Raw genomic sequence first — 20,331 nt, forward strand, 5'->3', positions numbered from 1 at the left:
CGGCTTTGGTAATCGCTAACAGGTATGCAGAAGCCACTAATGTAACACCTGATAAACGTTGTTTTAGCGGGATTTGTGCGTGTTTACAACGTCTTGAAAAGTCCTTATTATAGTCCTTGTAAACCTAAGTCAATCTGTAAAGGAAGATAAAAATGCCAGATACAGCTACTTTGGAAAAAGAGACCAGCGCAAGCAAGCAAATTAACGAATTAGTTGCCAACGCCCAGCTCGCCTTTGACCAATACCAGAATTTCAGTCAGGAACAGGTCGACACGATCTGTCAGGCAATGGTCAACGCCGCTGCTGCCCACTCTAAGGACCTTGCAGAACTAGCCTACAAGGAAACCGGCCGTGGTAACACCGAAGACAAGGCCATCAAGAACATTTTTGCATCCCAGTACATCTGGAAGCAAGTCAAGGATGACAAGACCGTCGGCATCATCGGTGTAGATGAAGCCAAGAAGGTTGACAAGGTCGCAGAGCCACTCGGTATCATCGCCGGGGTCACTCCTGTTACCAACCCAACTTCAACCGTCATTTTCAAAATTCTCCTGGCCCTCAAGACCCGGAACGCCATCATCTTCAGTCTGCACCCACAAGCAATGCAGTGTGGGGTTGCAACTGCCCGGCTGATGGCAGAAGCCGCAGTCGCAGCCGGTGCGCCTAAGAACCTTGTGCAGTGGATCTCTGACCCCAGCATCGAGGCTTCCAACGCTCTGCTCAACCACCCTGGCATCGCCATCGTGCTCGCTACCGGTGGCCCTGGCCTCGTCAAGGCTGCTTACTCAACCGGTAAGCCTGCCTTGGGTGTCGGCCCTGGTAACGCTCCTGTTTACATTGAAAAGACTGCTAACATCAAGTCTGCCGTTACCGACATCATGCTTTCCAAGACTTTTGATAACGGGATGATCTGTGCCAGCGAAAACAGTGTTGTCATCGACCGCGACATCCTCCGCGACGTTAAGGAAGAATTCGAGAAGCAAGGCGCCTACTTTGTTCCTGACAACGAGGTTGAAAAGCTTTCCGAAGCTGTCATCGACCCTAACCGCCACACTGTTCGGGGCCCGGTTGCTGGTCAGACTGCCGAAAAGATTGCTGAACTGGCTGGCATCAAGGTTCCTGCTGGCACCAAGTTGCTGATCGGTAAGCTTGATGGCATTGGCGTTAACTTCCCACTCTCAGGCGAGAAGCTGTCCCCAGTTCTATCCATGTACGTTGCAAGCAGCCAGGAAGCCGCATTCTCCATTTGCCTTGGCCTGCTCAACTACGGTGGTCTTGGTCACACAGCCGTTCTGCACACGCAGGACAACAACGTGGTCGACAAGTTCGGCGCGCAGATGCCAGCATGTCGCATCCTGATCAACCAGCCAGGTTCACTTGGTGGGATCGGTGGCCTCTTCAACGGCCTCACCCCATCACTCACACTGGGCACTGGGACTTACGGGAAGAACTCCATTTCCCACAACCTGTCCACTTACGACCTGCTCAACATCAAGTACGTTGCGCGCCCAACCCGGCACCCTGTTGAATTCATCAACGAGCTCCGGTCAGTTATCCGCGCCAAGTAATTTCTCCCGAATTTAGCTGTTAATCAATTCATTGATCCTCCGGTACTACGGTGCCGGAGGATTTTTTTGTCCACAGAACGGAGCCATTTCCACTTCTGCAGCTTACTACCCCATCGGAGTGGCCCACCGGTCGAAGCTGAGGTCTACAACCTAGCAAAATCTGCTCCGCACTCAACATTTAGGTCCTAAGCCCGATTCGATTTTGATAGTCTGCATTGTATAGTATGAACGTAAACGGGGTGATCAGATTGGACAGTCAACTTAAGAAGGGTCTAGTTGAGTACAGCGTGCTGGCAACCTTGCGGCACGGTGATTCATACGGCTACCAAATCATTAAGGATTCACCAGCACTACTGGGGCTGACCCAATCCACGCTTTACCCGATTTTGAAACGCCTGGAAACTGACGGGCGCGTTAGCACTTATAGCCAAACCCACAACGGGCGGGAACGCAAATACTACCACGTCACGGAGCAGGGCAAGCAGAGCATCACGCAGTTTCTCGCTGACTGGGAACAGCTAGAAACAATCCACGCGTATATTCAGAGGAGCGAACAAAATGAAGAAGAGTGATTTTGATATCAGGCTACGGACCGGGCTGCAGGGTTACGTGGCACCGGCGGAAGTGGACCGCATCGTCGCTTATTACGACGAAATGTTATTAGACACGATGGAAGACGGTACTTCCGAGGATGATGCCGTCGCCCAACTTGGTGATCCGGGCACCATCGTCTACGATGCGATTGCCGCCGGGACTGGTCAAAGTGCAACGTGGACTGCGCCAAACCCGCAGCCACTTTGGCACCGCAAGTTGAACTGGCCGGTGATCATCCTACTGGTTATCGGGTCCCCGCTCTGGGGCAGCATCCTCCTCGCCGGCTTGGGCGTGCTACTCGCGGCGGAAATTTGTCTTTGGTGCATCCCCTTCACCGGCTTATGCCTTGCCGGTGGTTTCGGTTTCGGCGGCATTATTGCCATCTGCGCCAGTCCCTTCGCCTTCATCCACGCGCCATTCATGGGCTTGAGCGACTTCGGCGTCGGTATCGCCCTCTGTGGTGTTGCCATCATTGCTGGCTACGTGACCTACAAACTTGGCAGCTGGTTCCTGCAGGCGCACACCCTACTTTGGCACTGGCTGAGCAAACAGTTCACTGACAGAAAGGTGGCTCTAGCATGAGGCATTTAACAAGCGGGCGCTTCGCAGCCCTCAAAATTGGCTTTAGTTTGCTGGCTGCAGGCATCGTCATCGCACTCTTAGGCTTCGCACTGAGCGGCTTCAATGGTGCGGCCTACACCGACCACGGCCACTGGTATGACATTGTGCAGTTCAATTAAACAAAACAACAAAAACCCACATGCGTGCTGCATGTGGGTTTTGCTGTACCTATGCGGATTTATAGCCCCTGGCACTAAATTACTTGCTAACGACCAATAGTGACTTAATAGCTTCGCGCTTGTCCATTGCCTCGTAAGCTTCCTGAACATGATCGAGGTCGAAGGACTTGGTGAATACCTTCCCGGGATGGATCTCACCCTGCAAAACTGCGTCCAGCAGGCGGGCGCGGTCGTCAGTTGTCACTGAGGCGATCCCGCCGCGCAGACCAATGTTGCGCCAGAAGAGTTTGTTAGTGTTCATTTCGGCCTTCTGCGGAATCCCGACCCGGCCAACAACCGCACCAGGACGGGCAACCTGCAGCGCTGTGTCAACAGACTGCTCGGTGCCGACACACTCGACGACAGCGTCCGCACCGGCATTATTAGTCAGCTCCATGACCTTGGCGATGGCGGCATCCCCGCGTTCGGAAACGATGTCGGTAGCGCCGAATTCTTTGGCCATCTGCGCCCGATCTTCGTGGTGACTCATCGCAATGATGCGCTTAGCACCAAGCAGCTTGGCGCCAATCACCCCACACAGACCAACGGCACCGTCCCCAACAACGACTGCCGTGTCGCCAGGCTTAACTTCGGCGGTAGCAGCGGCGTGGTAGCCGGTCGCCATGACGTCGGACAGGGTGAGCAGGTCGTTCAGCTGTTCATCCGTGTAGTCTTCAGGCTGACCAGGAATTTTGACCAATGCCCAGTTAGCGTTAACGAAGCGCAAGTACTCGGCCTGGTAGCCAGTTGGTTCGCCAGCGTCCGGTACGTTCATGCAGTCGCCATCGAAACCAGCCAGGCAAGCGGCACAGTGCCCGCAACCATGGGTGAAGGGCGCAATTACGAAGTCGCCGGGCTTAACGTTAGTGACGTCCTTACCGACAGACTCAACGACCCCGATTGCCTCATGGCCGACCGCAACGTTGCCGGCGCGCTTACTGATGCCGCGGAACCACCACAAATCTGATCCGCAAACACAGGCGCGGACGATTTTGAGCACGGCATCGCCAGGGTCCTTAATTGTTGGCTTGGGCAAGTTCTGCGCCTCCACCTTGCCTGGTTCGATGAATACTGCTGTCTTTGATGTTGCCATAAATTGTTTCCTCCTCAATCAATTAGGGACGAATTACTATCACTACATCTAGAATACCCCTTAGAGTCCACTCTAAGGCAAGGGCTAGTGCCAAAATTGTACTTATTTCTGGGTGGTAACACCGAAGCGGGCAAAATGTTCCGCCAGATACTTGGCAGTGCTCCCCTGACCAGCAGCAGCTACGGCTTGCGGCGTCCCGCTCGCCACAATTTGGCCACCCTCACTGCCACCGCCCGGACCCATATCAAGCAAGTAATCGGCGTTCGCAATCACATCCAGATCATGTTCAATTGCGAGCACCGTCCCGCCCTGATCCAGCAGCCCCTGGAAAACGGCGAGCAAAACCTGGACGTCCAGCGGGTGCAGGCCCACTGACGGTTCATCAAACACAAACAAAGTGCCGGCTTGCTTGCGCCCCATGTGCGCGGTCAACTTGAGGCGCTGCGCCTCGCCGCCAGACAGGGTTGGCGTGCTTTCACCCAGGTGCAGGTAGCCCAAGCCCATGTCATGCAGGATCTGTAAGGTCGCCGCAATCCCCTTCTCATCCTTAAACACCGGTAACGCTGCGTTCACGGAGAGGTCCAAAATATCGGCGATGGAGTAGTCGTGCCACTTAACGCGCAGCACTTCCGGATTGTAGCGCCGGCCATGGCAGGTCGGGCACTCCTGCTGCATGTCGGGCAGGTACTGAATATCCAGGTTGATCTGCCCGGTCCCGCCACAAGTTGGGCAGGCGCCGGCAGCCACGTTATAGGAAAAACTGCTGGTGGTGTAACCGAACTCCTTAGCGGCAGGCTGCTGCGCGTATAGCTGACGCAACTTGTCCAGAATGTCAGTATAAGTCGCAACCGTCGAGCGGACGTTTTTGCCAACGGGGGTGGCATCAATGGTCACGACCCGCTTGAGGCCGCCACGCTGAATTTGCGCAACGTAATCCGGTGCGGGCTGCGTCTTGGTCGCGGTCAGGCCGGGAATTAGGGCGTCCAGAATCAGCGTCGACTTACCGGCTCCGGAAAAACCAGAAACCACGCTGAAGGCATGGACCGGAAAACTAGCCGTCAGGTCATGCAAGTTGAAGCGGTCGCTAACCCGCACACCGTACTGCTTGGCTGCGGCGAGCTCCTCCTGGCTGCGCTGCGGCCGCACGATCAGCTTGCCGCTGCCGGTCAGAAACGGGGCAATCAAACTGCTTGGCGCCTGCGCAATAGCCGTTGGGGTGCCCTGGTTGACCAACTCACCACCGCGTTCACCGGCGTCCGGGCCAATTTCCAACACCGTGTCCGCCGCCGCAATAATGGTTGGGTCATGGTCAACTACCACTACGGAATTACCCTGCGCGACCAAGCCGTGCATAACGTCGATCAGACCCTGCACGTTGGCCGCGTGCAAACCGATTGACGGCTCATCCAGAACGTAGAGCACCCCCGTCGTCTTGGTCCGCAAGGTACGGCTGAGCTGAATTCGCTGCAGTTCACCAGTCGACAGGCTCGCGCCCGCACGGCCGATGCTGAGATAACCCAGCCCAAGTTCCAGCAGGGGCCGCAGAATCTGCTCCAGCTCGGACAAAATGTCTTCAGCTAGTTCCTGCATGTCGGTCGGCAACCATTCGTAAACCTTAGGAATGAACTCCTTCAGCTCACTGAGGGTCAGGTCGCTCACTTCAGCGATGTTCTTCCCGGCCAGCAGCTGGTGCAAAAGTTCAGGCCGGAACCGACTGCCGTGACAGACGGGGTAGGTACCGAAGCGGTAGAAGCGGCTCAGCCGGGCGATGGCCCGCTCGTTAGTCGTGGTGGCCATGCTGTCGGTCACCGCGGCGCGGGCGTTTTCAAACTGGGCGTTATCCATGTGGAAAATTTTGCCGCTCTTGCTCGGAATATTGATCGCATACTTCTTGCGCGGACCGTTCCAAACGATGTCCTGCTGTTCCTGGGGCAGATCCTGGAACGGGGTGTCGATGTCGATGCCCATCTGCTGGACAACAATGTGCATGAAGTTGCGCCCGGGCAGCCGCCAGGAAGCAACGGCGCCCTCCCGAATCGTCTTGCTGGGGTCGGGAATCAGCCGGTCGTCCGCCAGCGTTTGCGCAAGCCCAGTCCCACCGCAATTTTTGCAAGCACCGGCTGCGTTGAACGCAAAATCCTCGGCGCTAAAGGCCATGAACTGCACGCCGCACTCCGGACAAGTAATTTGCCCCATGCCGCTACCCGGTTTGTTCGGCAGGTCCATTGCTTGGGCGATTGCCCGACTCGGCGGCAACTGGTGCCCGTTCGGACAGCGCACCGAGCCCAGCCGGGAAAAGGCGAGCCGCAAGACGTTGAGCGCCTCGGTGCTGGTGCCCACCGTTGAGCGGTTCCCCGGCACGCTGGGGCGCTGGCGCAGCGCGATGGCACTAGGAATGTGGTCAATGTCATCAACGTCCGGCTTGCCCGTCTGGCCGAGGCGCCGGCGCGTGTAGGTGGACAACGCACTCACGTAGCGGCGCATCCCCTCGGCGTACAGAACGCCCATCGCCAGCGATGACTTTCCGGAACCCGACCGCCCTGTGATTGCGACCAACTGGTGCAACGGAATGTCGACATTCAGGTTCTTCAAATTGTTCACCCGTGCCCCACGCACGCGAATATATTGTGGAATCGTGCTATTATGCATGTAAGTTCGTCTCCCCTTCGTCAAGAAAGCGCGGGCGGTTAATCCGCGTCGTTTAGCTCAAGTATAGCGCTGGCGGGGACCCGAGCCAAAAGGCAGCCAGCTCGATTTGACCGCTAACCACACCCAATATTAATCAACCGTTAGGAGTAAAAGTCATGGCAGAAATTGATCAATCAGCATTACAGCACCGGTCCATCCGGCGATTTAAAGATGAAGCCCTCAGCGAGGCCCAATTAAGCGAGCTTGAAAACGTCGCCCAGGCCAGTGCCACCAGCAAGTTCATGCAGCAGTTTTCTCTGATTCGCATCAGCAATCCCGCCCTGTTAAAGGCAATTGCTGCCGTGACCACCTACGATTTTGTCGCTGGCCCGGCCAGTTGTACGTCTTCGTACTCGACCAAGCGCGCAACGTGCAGCTGGTCCAAAGTAGCGGTGAATCGATCCACCAGCTCACCAACTGGGACGCACTGCTCGGCGGTGTCTTTGACGTCACCATTGCCGCCCAGAACATGCTGAGCGCAGCTGAGCACAGCGGTTTGGGCGGTGTTTACCTTGGTAGCATCCTGAACGATCCGCAGCGCATGATCGACTTGCTGCACCTGCCGCGCTACACCTTCCCGCTGCTGGGCATGAAAATCGGGGTGCCCGCTGAGGATCCGGAAGTTAAGCCACGGCTGCCGCACAAACTAGTGGTCGGAACTGATACTTATCCACCAGTGGATAAAACCGCACTGGCAGATTATGATGCGACTGTGCGTAACTATTACGCTAGCCGCAGCTGGAACCAGCGCGACGTCAGCTATACCGAATCAATGGTCGCCCACCTCACCGCCAGCCTGCACCACCGCGACGAAATCGGCCGGATCTTGGCGGCGCAAGGCTTTGAATTGCCGCAGGACTAAGATTACTGCCGCGTTAATTGTCTAAACTCGTTGTTAATGTCGGTGCTCGCCCCCTGCGAGCACGCAAGCCAAATGGAGGTAAACTATTATGAAAATTATCGTGATTGGCGCCAGTGGCCGCGTTGGCCAAGAACTTGTTAACGATTTGGAGAAACAGGGGGATGAGGTCGTTGCTGCTTCCCGCCACCCGCAGGACAACGCCGGCGCCAAGCTGCAGCTGGACCTGCACGCTGAGGCCAACGAAATTGCGCCGCAGCTAGATGGCTTTGATGCCGTCTACTTCACTGCCGGCTCGCGGGGCAAGGACAACTTGGGGACTGACCTCGACGGGGCCATCAAAACCATGCAGGCAGCGGAAATGGCGGGCGTTAAACGCTACATCATGCTCAGTGCCGCTTTTGCCCTCGACCGCAGCAAGTGGAATAATCCTGGCATTGCCGCCATCAAGGATTACTACATCGCTAAGCACTACGCGGACCTGTACCTAGTGCATGAATCTGGCCTGGACTACACAATTTTGCAGCCCGGCACCCTGCAAGAACTACCCGCAACCGGGACCACCTCCTTCACCCCTGAAGCCGGAAGCAACACCATCCCCGACGTGGCCGCAGTGCTCGCTGAACTAGCTCACGCGGATAACACCATCGGCAAGGTCATCACCATGCACGCTGGTCAGACACCAATCGCGGAGGCGGTCAAAGCAATCTAGCTTGCTTGACAACGCCTGGCGTTGCGTGGTACAAAGTAAGCAACAAATTGAACGGAGGAATCGGCCATTGAAGAACTAAGTAAGTTGTCTGAACATTACGCTAGTTACCCTTTATGGGGCATAGTGTGCTGTTTTGACTGCTTGCTTAGACTCTCTGGTCGGGTTCCGCAACAATGGGCCCGCAGACTTTCTGGGGCCTTTTTTCGTGCCTGCAAAAGTGCACGGCAGCAAAATCTCCCCAACAAGTAGCCGCAATATCAGCACCCACTAGCGCTGCCAGAACGCAGAGTCGCTCCGCGTTCCAGGAGGCATCCATGTCGAATATCACAATTAGCAATCTCACCTTCGCCTACCCGGGCCAGGATAATCTTTTCACCAAACAATCACTTCAGCTCGACAGTAGCTGGCACCTCGGACTAACGGGTCGCAATGGCCGCGGTAAAACCACCCTGTTGCGCCTGCTGCAGGGCCAGCTGCACGGCAGCAGCGACACGCGGATCGAGTTTCCGGAGGTGCCGACCTACTTTCCGCAACCCGTTAGCGACCCGGAGCGCGACGCCTGGGAAGTAGCCAGTGCCATCAGTAACGCGGAATTATGGGAGGTGGAACGGGAACTAGGCGCGCTTGGCATTGCCGAAGATGCACTCTACCGCCCCTACTCGAGCCTATCGGGCGGGGAACAGACCAAACTGCTGCTGGCCGTCCTGTTCGCCGACCACAACGCCTTCCCCTTGATCGACGAACCCACCAACCACTTAGACATTGCCGGCCGCAAACAGGTCGCAGCTTACCTAGCCCGCCAAAAGCGCGGCTACATCGTCATCGCCCATGACCGCGACTTTCTGGACGCCGCCACGGACCACACCCTCAGCATTGAAAAGCAACAGCTCGTGCTCACACAGGGTAATTTTGGCGCTTATGAGCACGCAAAAGCCCGCCGCGACCAGACCGAGGAAGACGAGCAGGCAAAATTACGCAAGGACATCGCCCGCCTCAAGAGCAGTGCCCACGACAAGAAGGACTGGGCGCTCAGCCGCGAGAACGACATTCATGGCGACCCACACGTTAAGGGCAGCGGCGGCACTGGCCACTCCGGTTTCGTTACCGCCCGCGCCGCCCGGATGATGAAAAAGTCCAAGAACCTTGAGCACCGGATGGATAAGCAAATTCACACGGAGGAAGCACTGCTCCAGAACGTTGAACATCTTGACCCACTAGCTTTGGATTACGAGCCCGATTATCACGAAGTTCTGCTGCGGGTGGCAAATGTCACCCTGCAGTTCGGAAACCAGCCCCTATTTGCCCCCGTCAGCTTCACGGTCAAACGCGGCGAGCGGGTCGCCCTGGTCGGTCCCAACGGCGCGGGCAAAAGTTCGCTGCTGGCGGCAATTTTGCGGCAAGCACCGGCCAGTAGCACGGTTACGGGCCAGGACGCCCCAACTTTTGCTGGCACCATTAGTGGCACTATTGACCTCACAGCTGGTGCCCGCCGCGCCCTCGTCCGCCAATTCTACCCGGACAACCGCGGCCCGCTACAACGCTTTGCGGCGGCCCGCAAGCTCAATTACCAGGACTTGTTAAACAACCTGCACAAGCTGGGCATGCCCCGCAGCACCTTCACCGTCCCGATCGAACAGATGTCAGCCGGCCAACAGAAGAAGGTGGAATTAGCCGCCAGCATGGCCACCAGCGCCGCCTTCTACATCTGGGATGAACCGCTCAATTATCTGGACGTGTTCAACCAGGACCAGATTGCGGCGGTCATCAAGTCCGTGCAACCGACGATGCTGATCACGGAACACGACCAGCACTTCATTGACGCGGTGGCAAGCAAGGTCGTGGAGCTGAAACCAATGCAGCTCTGAAGCCCCTGAAAGGCCGGGCGGTGGGTGTTGCCGGGCTGGGGGCGCATCTTCCTCCCGCTACTCTGGCGGCAGTGACAGACAGGCATGCTGGGGCCACCTTCAGGCTTGGCAAAATTCGCCAAGTCTTCCGGTTGAGCTCCGAGCCCGCCTGTGTTGATTTAGCTCTTTCGGTAAGCTTGCAGACAGTGCCAATACTATCATTGGCGGTCTCTCCACTTTCCCCGAACAATGAAGTTAGTAGCCTTGCAAAGCCCGCAAGACAACTAACTTCATTGTTCGTTTCAGCATGGTCACTCCCACCAGCTCCGCTCCCGAAAGATGCGCCCCAGCCCTACACTGTCAATCAACAAGTACACAGTAATTATGCTCACTGTTATCCTTAAACTCAGAGTCAGTTTTACCATCTCATTATTATTAGGACCTAAGCAATGGTGTAACGGCATGCCTCCATAATTCGGAAAGTTGCCATACAAATTGCTTGATATTGTAATTACCTAGCATTCACCTGGTAATTTAGAGCGTCCAAATAGGGCGGTGGGGGTATTTACTCCCGCTGCGTCACGGGGCAGCTCCATGCACCGGGTCGCGTGTCTCCGCTCCGTAGACACCCTCACCGCCCAACATGGATGTACTTATACCACACAGTGCTTATTAATTGCCTAAAGAACCAAAAAACGCGAAATGGTCTTACGCATTATAGAAGGCTAGGCCAAATTGACGATATTCCTACTTGTTCAAATAGGAGAGACCCTAGCGATTGATGGTACAGCAATATTAACCTCGAGTGCGCCCGGACGGTGAACATTACGCTTTGTGGTTATCAACCGACAGTGTAGGGCTGGGCGCGCCTCTTCTGGAATGAAGCTGGCGGGAGTGACCATGCTGAAACGACAAATAGTAGTGGTATTCCTGCGGGTCTTGCGGGTGTACCACTACTATTTGTCGGGGATAGCGGAGAGACCGCCAATGATGTTAAAAATACTGCTAGTTAGCTTGCCAGGCCCAGATAGAAAACACGGGCGGGCTAGTAGCTAAGGAGGAAGCTTTGACCCGGGCCTGGTCAAAGCTGGATCCGTGCCCCAGCATGCCTGTCGTCACTGCCACCAGCGAAATGGAGGAAGACGCACGACCAGCCCGACAGTTTCCAGACAGACAGCCGTAGCTTTTGCTTATTCGCGGGCTGCTAGTGCTTCGAGCATGTCCACATGTTTCAACCGGACATGCGTCACGTACATGACGATGGCGGTAAACACCGCCGTCAGGATGGTCGCCGCCACGTAGCCCTCCCAACCGATGATCACGGGGAAAACAATCGTGTCGGATGCAGCTTGCTGCAGAATGAAACGGGTCAGTACTTGACCCACCCCGAAACTGCAGATAATGCCGACAATGGTGAGAACAATGTTTTCCCGGCCAACGTAGAGTGTGACCTCACCATCATAGAAGCCCAGCACCTTGATGGTCGACAGTTCGCGCATGCGTTCGGAAACATTGATATTGGTCAGGTTGTAAAGCACAACGAAGGACAACAATCCCGACAGCAAGATCATGATGAGGACAACTGAATTGAGGCTCTTGCTCATATCTTGAATGGTGCTCAGCGAATCACTCATGTAGCTAGTATTAACCGCACCACCACGACTGAGTAACTGCCGGGCTAGTTGCCGCTCCGCGGACTTGCGCATGTGCTTAGTTTTGACCAGCAGGCTGTTGCGAGGCACCGGCTTGCCCCATGTGTGCTGGTATGCGGCTGGACTCATGTAGAGAAAGTGCCCGGTGTAGTTGCGGCTGACCGCGGCCACCCGGACGGAAACACTGCGGCCAGCGCTGTTTTTGACACTGATCCGGCTGCCAGTCTGGGCGTGCAAAATGTCCGCCGCCTTTTGCGTCAGCACCACGCCGCGCTTCGGTAGCTGAATGTGCCTACCACGCATCGTGTCTAAGCGGACGTATTCGCGCCAATTCTTGCTGCTGCTAGGGGCAATCATGGTCACACTCGCGACGCTGTTGCCTTTCCGCGCCAAGGTCACCACGTCGCTGGCGGCACTCCGCGTACTCTTGTAGGCTGCATTTTGGCGCAGGACGTGCTTGGCCTTGCTTGCGGACGCCGGCTTGTCCAGGCGCACGGTGGCCTGATAACGCAAAACTCCGCCAAACTGCGCCGCCGAGCTGCCCACAATCGAATCGCGGATGCCAAAACCCGTCAGAATTAGTCCGGCCCCACCAGCGATGCCAATGATGGTCATGAACATCCGTGACTTGAAGCGGAACAGATTACGCATGGACACCTTCGTATTAAAGGAGAAACGCCGCCAGAGGGGCCGAATCCGCTCGAGCAGAATTTTCTTGCCGTTTTTGGGTGCTTTGGGCAGCATTAGTTCCGCCGGCTTGGTTGCCAGTTCGCTTGGTGCCACCACGGCCACGGCACCAACCGTGGCGAGCAGCGCCATCAATGTCGCCAGCCCAATGTCGCCCCACTGCGGCAAGATGACCTGCGTGGTGAAGATGTTGGCCTTGCTGATAAGGAGCACAAAGCGGACCAAGCCCTGTTGCCCAATGAGCACGCCCAAAATCGTGCCAATGATGGCCGCAAACAGTCCGTACAGGAAGTAGTTCCGAGCAATTGCCGCCCCAGAATAACCTAGGGCTTTCAAAGTGCCCAGCTGCGTCCGGTCTTCAGTCACCATCCGGCTAACGGTCGTGAAGGTGATGAGTGCCGCAATTAGGAAGAAGAAAACGGGGAACACGTCCCCGATGGCCGCGATGCGGTCAGCCGAGGAGCCGTAGTCACTGAAGCCAATCAGGTCGCTGCGCTCGGCGTAAGTGAAATCAACCTTGGGGATGGCTCGCACGACCCGCGCGTGCGCACTCGTCAGTTGCCGCTGGGCCGCGGCTAGTTGCTGGCTTTGTGCGGTCAACGTGGCCGCCGCTCCCGGCATGCCGGCCGCAGCCTGCTGCGCCTGCGTCAGCTTTGCTTTTTGTGCGTCCAGCTGTGCCTGCTGCTTAGCTAACGGTGCCAATGCCTGCTGGCGCAGCTCGGTCCTGCGCGCGCTGGCCCGCCCAGCAAACGCTCGCTGTAGGTCGCGCCGCTTGCTGGCGACCGCATGCTTATAGGCAGCGCCATATGTATCACCAGCCGGCCGCTGCTTGAGGCGCAGGGCAATGCTGGTATACACGTTCAGCTTGAGATTGCGCTGCTGCGTGTACGCAAAATAGGCGACCGTCCCGCTACCAATATTGGCATTGCCCCGGTCGTAATTATTATTGATGTAAAGTGGCGAGTCCGCAAAGCCGACAATCGTATAACTGCGGCGGCGCAAAGTTTTGGTCGGTTTCAGTGTGAACCGCCCGCCAAGCTTGTAATTACCGTATTCTCGGGCGTGTTGATCCAGCACGATTTGGTCCCGCTGCTGCGGCAGGTGACCACTGCGCATGATCAAGCGGTTGAGCCCCCGATTGTTCCGGTAGCCCAGCACGTTAACAACGGACTCATCCCCCTGCGCAAGCGCAAAGGTGCTCTTGCTAGCGGCAACAGTGACGCCCTTAACCCGCTTGGCCCGCGCCACATCCTTTTTGGTCAGGCCGGCGGTGCTACTGACGGCCAAGTCCTCAAGCCGGGCACTGTCCAGTTGGCGAGTCGCGCTATCCCGGTAGCCCGGGCCGATGCCCTTGACCCCGACAAAAATCAGCACGCCCAGCATAATAATGAGCGTGATGGCGATGAACCGCCCCTTAGTATCCTTAATGGTGCGCCGAAGCATCCGGTTTAACATCTTATTCTGCATCGCACGCACCTACCATTCGATCTGGTCGACGGGCAACGGGTTGGCGTTGTCGGTCACGCTACGGACCTGGGCATCATTGATGTGGATCACCCGGTCGGCCATTTTGGCGATCTCGGCGTTGTGGGTGATGATGACGACCGTGGCGTTGCGCTCGTGGCTGGCACTAGCAAGCAAGCGTAGCACCGCCTTACCAGTTTGGTAATCCAGCGCGCCGGTCGGTTCGTCGCAGAGGAGCAGCTTCGGGTTTTTGGCCAGCGCCCGGGCGATTGCCACCCGCTGCTGCTCGCCACCACTAAGCTGGGCGGGGAAATTGTCCAAACGCGCACTGAGCCCCACCGACTCCAGCGTTGCCTGTGGATTCAGCGCGTCACTAGTCAGTGCAGTGGCCATCTCCACATTTTCCAAGGTCGTCAAGTTGGGGATCAGGTTGTAGAACTGAAACACAAAGCCCACATCCTGACGCCGGTATGTAGTCAGCTGGCGGGCACTATAGGTCGCGATATCCTTGCCATCGACCACGATTTGGCCGCTGGTGGGGCTATCCATCCCGCCGAGAATGTTCAGGACGGTTGATTTACCCGCACCGCTGGGGCCCAAGATGACCGTCAGCTGGCCGCGCTCAATATCGAAGCTCAGGTCATTATTGGCGATGATTTCGGTGTCGCCCATCTGGTACTTTTTGAATTCGTGTCGCACTTCAATATATGCCATATCGTTTCTCCTGTTCACGGTCAAAACGGACCCTGCCGCCGTTCAGCCACGTAGTTTGTAATAAGTATATACCACGCATTGCCCAAAAGTGCGGGGGTTCCGGGTGACAGCTACCAAAATTAGTACGACTGGTCGCTACAGCAATGATTGGCATGTTCTTAGCCAAGCACGTTTGTTATCATTAATACGTTGGCTACCAGAAGCTGACCCGTACCTAGCAAAATGCCGCTACGCCCTTGCGCCGCCGTTTGGCCGGGGGTAGGCTTGTTTTAATTCGTGGCGTCACCCAGCGGCGTCACACCTGAACTTCAGCGGAGGAATTTTCGTGAATAAACGTGTACTTAACAACGCCATTGTCATTACATATCTGCTCGTCATCAGCCTGCTGTTTTGCTTTCCCCTTTTTAATAGTGGACTGGCGGGCCCCCAGGACACCCGTTTTCACCTCGGGCGCATCTTGAGCATGGGCAACGTGTGGCACAGTCCGGTCAACTTCTTGACCTTTGCCCACCACGGTAACATGATCAACCCTTATTACCCCTGGCTGACCATTTACCCAGCCTACTTACTGGTCAAACTGACCGGGAGCCTGGCAACGGGTTACAAGCTGTTCATTGTGCTGATCACTTTCCTCACCGCGGTCAGTGCTTACTACTCCTTCATGGCCATGAAGCACCAGCGCACTGCCGCCCTCGTTTTTGCGTCTGTCTACACCTTCGCGGCTTACCGGTCGGTTAACGTCTTCCTGCGCGGGGCGCTGGGCGAGACACTTTGCGCACTGTTTTTGCCGATCGCCTTTCTGGGTCTCTACCAAGTGCTCCGCGGCAACTGGCGCAAATGGCCGCTACTAACTGCGGGGATGACCCTGATTTTGTACACGCACTTGCTGACGGTCGCACTCAGCGTTATTCTCTGCGCCATCTTCGCCGTCCTCGCACTGCCCCAGATGGACCACCGCCTGCAGCGCATCACGGCCGGGATCAAGGCAGCCGGAATGACCGTACTGCTGAGCCTGGCCTTTATCCTGCCCTTCTTGCAGATGTCCCGCGCGCAGAAGGTTGCGCTGCCCGTCCGCCACTTACTCGAACGCGGCGTCCTGAGCCCGAGTGCTCTGTTCACCAGTTCGTTGAACAACGATTGGAGTCACTACGGCTTGGGCATCACCGTGCTCATCGCACTCATTTACGCATTAACGCAGTTCCGCAAACTAAATGGTGTCGAGCGCACCCTACTAGCCACGGCACTGGGGATGATTTTGCTGCTGACCACCCTGTTCCCAATTGCCTTGTTTGATAAGACCCCAGTCGCCAGCATCCAGTTCATCTGGCGGCTCAACGCCTTCACGACCCTGTTCGTGCTCTACATTGCCTGCAGCCACCTGCCCGCGGTCCACAGCCCTTACGCTTATGGCCTCACGCTGTTACTGCTGACGGGCGCACTACTGAGCGTCCACTACACCAGCTTCCACGCCGTGCGTGCCCAAACCGCAATGTTCTTCCCCTCTGGCTTGGTTTATAACGACAACGAGCTCGAAGGCAAAATGCAAAACTACGCCCACGAGGATTACCGCCCAGACGGTGCGTTGAACCCCGCCTACGTGACCGACTTTCGGCCGCGCCTCGCCGGCAAGGTCCAAAAGCTGCACGCCCACTACACGCAAAACACCGCCAGTTTCACCGTCACGAACCACGGTCGAAGCGGCCAGGTCCTGCGCACCAGCGTCTACCGTTACGCTTCCCAATTGGTAAAACTCAACGGTAAGCCAATCGCGACCAGCAGCGTTGATGGCATGACGGGCGTACGTCTGCCCCACGGCACGGCACACATTACCATCACCTACCGCAATTCACGAACAACCATTTTTGCCCGCATCATTAGTTTGGTGACGCTCATTCTCTGGGGCCTGTTCCCGGTCCTGCGGCGCCGCTACCTCACACCAAGCATGCGTAAACCCAAACACGCCAGTATCTAAAAAACACGAAAAAGGAAGCTCGCATAATCTTAGCGAACTTCCTTTTTTTAATAACTTACATTTTTAAGCGAGTCGAACCCATCTAATCAACTGGGGCCACGTCACAAGCCCGCATGCCGCCGGTAGCGTGCATGTAGTTGTGACTCGTTTGCTGAATATTGAAACGGACCTTCAGCCCAGCTTCAGGATAACGAACTCCGTTACCCAACACCGCCGAATAAGGCATGAAGACTTCCATTCCGTCATCAGTGCTAATCATTCCATAACCTTTATCTAGGCTAAACCATTCAACCGTTCCGTCCGTCATGTTAAACCCCTGCCTCTCGGTGTGATTTAACCTAAACTAATACTCCCAACAAGGCGCTCTCAAAAGGAAACTTTACGCATTGGTGGTAGTAATCGTGTACCAATCAATCCCCCACAGATCGTGTCATAACTGGCATCCGCGCTTACGAACACACAGTTAAAGATTGGTACACTTTGACTTACACTTAATTTATACCACTAGCTTATAACAAGTACAAGTATCTTTTTGCAATCTCATAATCGTTATCAAATGCTACCATAACAGAATTTGAGCACACTTTGTTTCCAGATAAAATTACGCCTGTTACACCTATCAACTACACCACAGCCGTTATTCGGAGCCCCAAACCCTTATTAGCCATGCCAGTGGCCCTGTTAACAGTTTAGCCTAGTAAGCTGATGAACCGTGCAGCCATACCGCCAGTGCTCACTGGCAACTGCAGCCAGTCTCGCAGCTCCGGACAAAAAATCGCCCGCAATCACGTACTTCACGTGACTGCAGACGATTCTCATGCAAACATTTTGTTAATTCTAAATGCTAAATAACCGGCTTGTCGGTGTGATCCCGCACAATTTTCTTGCGGAGCTCTTCAATAAAGAAGATTGGGAACGGGATAACAACCAGGAATAACCATTCCTGCCAGTAGAGTGGACCGGTCTGGAAGACGTCTTGAAGGAGTGGCGCGTACATGAGGGCCACCAGAATCAGGATTTCGACCATGATCCCCAGGTTAATTCTGTGGTTCTTGAACAAACCGATCGAGAAGACAGATGCGTCTTGCGTCCGGCAGTTCATAACCGCGGCAATCTGGGCAAACACGGCACCAGCCAGCGTCATCGTGGTTGCCTCGATGTAGTGCGGACCACTAGCAGCGAGGGGCACGCTTGGCCAGCCGTGCATGTAGTTAACGAAGAAGTAACCAGCTGATGATACTAATGCCCCGAGCATCCCGTACCAGGCAAAGGCCCGCCAGGTAACACTCTTGGTCAGCAGGTGTTCGCTACGGGGACGCGGTGGCTTGTCCATAATTCCTGGTTCAGCAGCTTCAGCACCAAGACCCAGTGCTGGCAGCATGTCGGTCCCAAGGTCAATGGTCAGGATCTGCATAACTGTCAGTGGCAGTGGAATAGCGCCGCGGCTGAGCAGGAACAGAACTGACGGAATCGCTTCGGAAACGTTAGAGTTCAGGATGTAAGTCAGGAACTTCCGGATGTTGTTGTAAACGGTCCGGCCTTCCTCAATGGCGGCAACGATGGAAGCAAAGTTATCGTCAGTGAGGATCATATCGGCGGCATCCTTAGCAACATCGGTCCCGGTCACACCCATCGCAACCCCAATGTTCGCCTTCTTGAGGGCTGGGGCATCGTTAACACCGTCACCGGTTGAGGCAACAATTTCACCCATGTCCTGCAGGGTGGAAACAATCTTGTATTTCTGCTCAGGAGCAACCCGGGCAAAAATCAATTCCTCTTTAAACGCGGCCTTCAGATCATCTTCGCTCATGTCAGCGAGTTCGGACCCGGTGATGACCCGCGCCTTAGGACTGGAAACAATGCCAATCTGTGCGGCAACGTTCCGGGCAACCACGGGACTGTCACCGGTAACCATGATGATGCGAATGGATGCACGGTGGCATTCCTTAACGGCATCGAAAATCTCTGGCCGGGCTGGATCCGCCATTGCGGCCTGCCCAATCAGAGTCAAATTAATTTCGGTGTTCTTAATGGTAAAGTCGTTCATTGATGCTGGGACCTGGTCAGCCGGAATATCCCGGTAGGCAACCCCAAGCGTCCGCAAACCGGCCTCAGCGTAATCCGCTTCCGCCTTGCTTGCGCGCTGCTTATCCGCATCGGTAATTTTGCGAACTCCATCCCGGTCAAGAATGGTTGAACACTGGGTCATGATATCCCCCAGTGAACCCTTAACGCTGACCCGCAAACCGCCGTCTGGCAACTTGTTGATGGTGGTCATCCGCTTCCGTTCGGAATCAAAAGTCAGTTCCTTGACCCGTGGGTGTTGCTTTTCAAGCTCATCGGCCTTGAGCCCCGCCTTTTCCGCCATGATGATCATTGCGGCTTCGGTAGGTGTACCTAAAAGCTTAGCCCCATCTTCACCCTGTTGAACGCGGGTGTCGTTATCGAGTGCTGAGATTTCCAGCAATAGCTTCAACTCGGGCTGTTCGTCAAGCTTGACCTTGTGGCCCCGGTACTTAATGTCACCGTTAGCGACGTAACCGGTCCCAGTAACCCCGAATTCACGGAAAGGCAACCAGATGTGGTTAACCGTCATTTGGTTCTGGGTCAAGGTCCCGGTCTTATCGGAACAGATGACCGTAGTTTCACCTAAAGTTTCAACACTGTTTAATTCCTTGACCAACGCGTGTTTCTTGGCCATGCGGGTAACCCCTTGGGCCAGTGACAAGGTAACAGTTGGCAGCAAACCTTCCGGAATGAAGGCAACGATCATCCCGAGTGCGAAGATGAAAGCCTGCGCCATCGGGTAGTGCACAATTGTGACCGCGAGCACGAAGAACGCCAGCCCAATTCCGATGGCGATCATTGACAGCTGCTGGGTCAACCGGTTCAGTTCAATTGACAGTGGACCATCAGTCTTCTCAGACGTCTGGGTCAACTTAGCGATTTTACCGAACTCAGTATCCATCCCCGTTGCAACCGCAATGGCAACCGCAGTCCCAGCGCCAACTGTGGTCCCGGCGTAGATAACGTTCGATTCAGCGAACTCACCTTCGCCAGGTGCGTACTTAACGCTCTTGCTTTCAGGAACAGATTCACCAGTCAACGCAGACTGATCAACCTGCATCGAGCTGGCCTCGATCAGAACTGAATCAGATGGAACACTGTCGCCAGCCTGGAGTGCGTAGACATCACCAGGAACAACATCAGTGGTCTCAACTTGGACCAGCTTGCCGTCACGCCGAACGTGCACGTAGGTTGGCAGCATCTTCATCAGTGAATCAGTAGCCTTCTGGGCGGCGTGTTCTTGCCAGTAACTGAACACCCCGTTGATGATGTTAACGCACCAAATTGCGATCCCAAGTTCGAGCATTCCGGCAACAATGGCGATGATACCACCAACCCAGAGGAGGATTGCCATCAGGCTGGTGAAGTTCTTCAGAAACGCCTTCAGCTGTGATTTCTTTTTACCCTTCTGAATCTCATTAGAACCATACTTTGCAAAACGGTCCTTAGCCTCAGCGGCAGAAAGACCATCCTTACTGGTCTGTAGGTCTGCAAACACCTGCGCTTGTGATTCCTGCGCAATCTCCTGTGGTGTTTTCGCCATCTTTCCCATTCTATAATCACTCCCATAAGCACTGCGGCCTTAAACACACCGACGGCTTCTTTTGATAAATGTATTCTAACACCTTTGGCTCAATT

14 protein-coding genes and 1 pseudogene are annotated in these 20,331 nt (G+C 55.5%); 9 read left to right on the forward strand and 6 right to left on the reverse strand.

The genetic code is table 11. The annotated features are described in order from the left end of the window. The first annotated feature begins 152 nt into the window (after positions 1-152). From GN107_RS06620 to GN107_RS06635, 4 genes are all read left to right on the forward strand, one after another. Positions 153-1,568, forward strand: coding sequence for an aldehyde dehydrogenase family protein (locus tag GN107_RS06620; protein WP_155286942.1), 1,416 nt, complete (start codon positions 153-155; stop codon positions 1,566-1,568). A 248-nt stretch (positions 1,569-1,816) separates the two neighbouring features. Next, positions 1,817-2,140 (forward strand): PadR family transcriptional regulator, encoded by a 324-nt coding sequence (locus GN107_RS06625; protein WP_155286943.1) that lies wholly within the window; start codon positions 1,817-1,819, stop codon positions 2,138-2,140. Next, entirely contained in the window at positions 2,127-2,744 is a 618-nt protein-coding gene (locus tag GN107_RS06630) for a DUF1700 domain-containing protein (protein WP_155286944.1), read from the forward strand. Before GN107_RS06625 ends, GN107_RS06630 begins: the two co-directional genes overlap by 14 nt. After that, positions 2,741-2,902, forward strand: a complete 162-nt coding sequence (locus GN107_RS06635; protein WP_155286945.1) for a hypothetical protein — start codon at positions 2,741-2,743, stop codon at positions 2,900-2,902. Before GN107_RS06630 ends, GN107_RS06635 begins: the two co-directional genes overlap by 4 nt. Before the next feature lie 79 nt (positions 2,903-2,981). Here the strand turns inward: GN107_RS06635 and GN107_RS06640 are convergent, their stop codons facing one another. Both GN107_RS06640 and GN107_RS06645 read right to left on the reverse strand, forming a co-directional pair. Beyond that, on the reverse strand, positions 2,982-4,034 hold the full coding sequence (locus tag GN107_RS06640; protein WP_155286946.1) for a zinc-dependent alcohol dehydrogenase family protein: 1,053 nt from the start codon (positions 4,032-4,034) through the stop codon (positions 2,982-2,984). 102 nt (positions 4,035-4,136) lie between these two features. Then, positions 4,137-6,683 (reverse strand): excinuclease ABC subunit UvrA, encoded by a 2,547-nt coding sequence (locus tag GN107_RS06645; RefSeq protein WP_155286947.1) that lies wholly within the window; start codon positions 6,681-6,683, stop codon positions 4,137-4,139. Positions 6,684-6,838: 155 nt separating this feature from the next. Between GN107_RS06645 and GN107_RS11490 the strand changes: the two are divergent. From GN107_RS11490 to abc-f, 4 genes and pseudogenes are all read left to right on the forward strand, one after another. Further along, a pseudogene (locus tag GN107_RS11490) lies at positions 6,839-7,018 on the forward strand (nitroreductase family protein); the annotation flags it as partial. Positions 7,019-7,059: 41 nt separating this feature from the next. After that, positions 7,060-7,584 (forward strand): nitroreductase family protein, encoded by a 525-nt coding sequence (locus GN107_RS11375; RefSeq protein WP_155286949.1) that lies wholly within the window; start codon positions 7,060-7,062, stop codon positions 7,582-7,584. A gap of 88 nt (positions 7,585-7,672) precedes the next feature. Beyond that, a complete protein-coding gene (locus tag GN107_RS06660; RefSeq protein ID WP_155286950.1) occupies positions 7,673-8,293 on the forward strand; it encodes an SDR family oxidoreductase in 621 nt (206 codons plus the stop codon). A 314-nt stretch (positions 8,294-8,607) separates the two neighbouring features. Further along, complete coding sequence (gene abc-f / locus GN107_RS06665) at positions 8,608-10,158, forward strand: ribosomal protection-like ABC-F family protein (protein WP_155286951.1); 1,551 nt, start codon at positions 8,608-8,610, stop codon at positions 10,156-10,158. A gap of 1,169 nt (positions 10,159-11,327) precedes the next feature. Here the strand turns inward: abc-f and GN107_RS06670 are convergent. Continuing rightward, positions 11,328-13,943, reverse strand: coding sequence for an ABC transporter permease (locus GN107_RS06670; protein ID WP_155286952.1), 2,616 nt, complete (start codon positions 13,941-13,943; stop codon positions 11,328-11,330). 9 nt (positions 13,944-13,952) lie between these two features. Continuing rightward, complete coding sequence (locus GN107_RS06675; protein ID WP_155286953.1) at positions 13,953-14,654, reverse strand: ABC transporter ATP-binding protein; 702 nt, start codon at positions 14,652-14,654, stop codon at positions 13,953-13,955. Positions 14,655-14,979: 325 nt separating this feature from the next. On the opposite strand from GN107_RS06675, the gene GN107_RS06680 reads away from it, so the two are divergent. Further along, on the forward strand, positions 14,980-16,626 hold the full coding sequence (locus GN107_RS06680; protein ID WP_155286954.1) for a 6-pyruvoyl-tetrahydropterin synthase-related protein: 1,647 nt from the start codon (positions 14,980-14,982) through the stop codon (positions 16,624-16,626). A gap of 82 nt (positions 16,627-16,708) precedes the next feature. Here the strand turns inward: GN107_RS06680 and GN107_RS06685 are convergent, their stop codons facing one another. Both GN107_RS06685 and GN107_RS06690 read right to left on the reverse strand, forming a co-directional pair. Further along, entirely contained in the window at positions 16,709-16,933 is a 225-nt protein-coding gene (locus GN107_RS06685) for a cold-shock protein (protein WP_155286955.1), read from the reverse strand. Between the two features lie 537 nt (positions 16,934-17,470). Beyond that, positions 17,471-20,245: a cation-translocating P-type ATPase gene (locus tag GN107_RS06690; protein ID WP_155286956.1), complete on the reverse strand. Its 2,775-nt coding sequence runs from the start codon at positions 20,243-20,245 to the stop codon at positions 17,471-17,473. Between the last annotated feature and the right edge of the window lie 86 nt (positions 20,246-20,331).

It is taken from the genome of Lacticaseibacillus zhaodongensis (assembly GCF_009687905.1).
GTDB classification, from domain to species: Bacteria; Bacillota; Bacilli; order Lactobacillales; family Lactobacillaceae; genus Lacticaseibacillus; species Lacticaseibacillus zhaodongensis.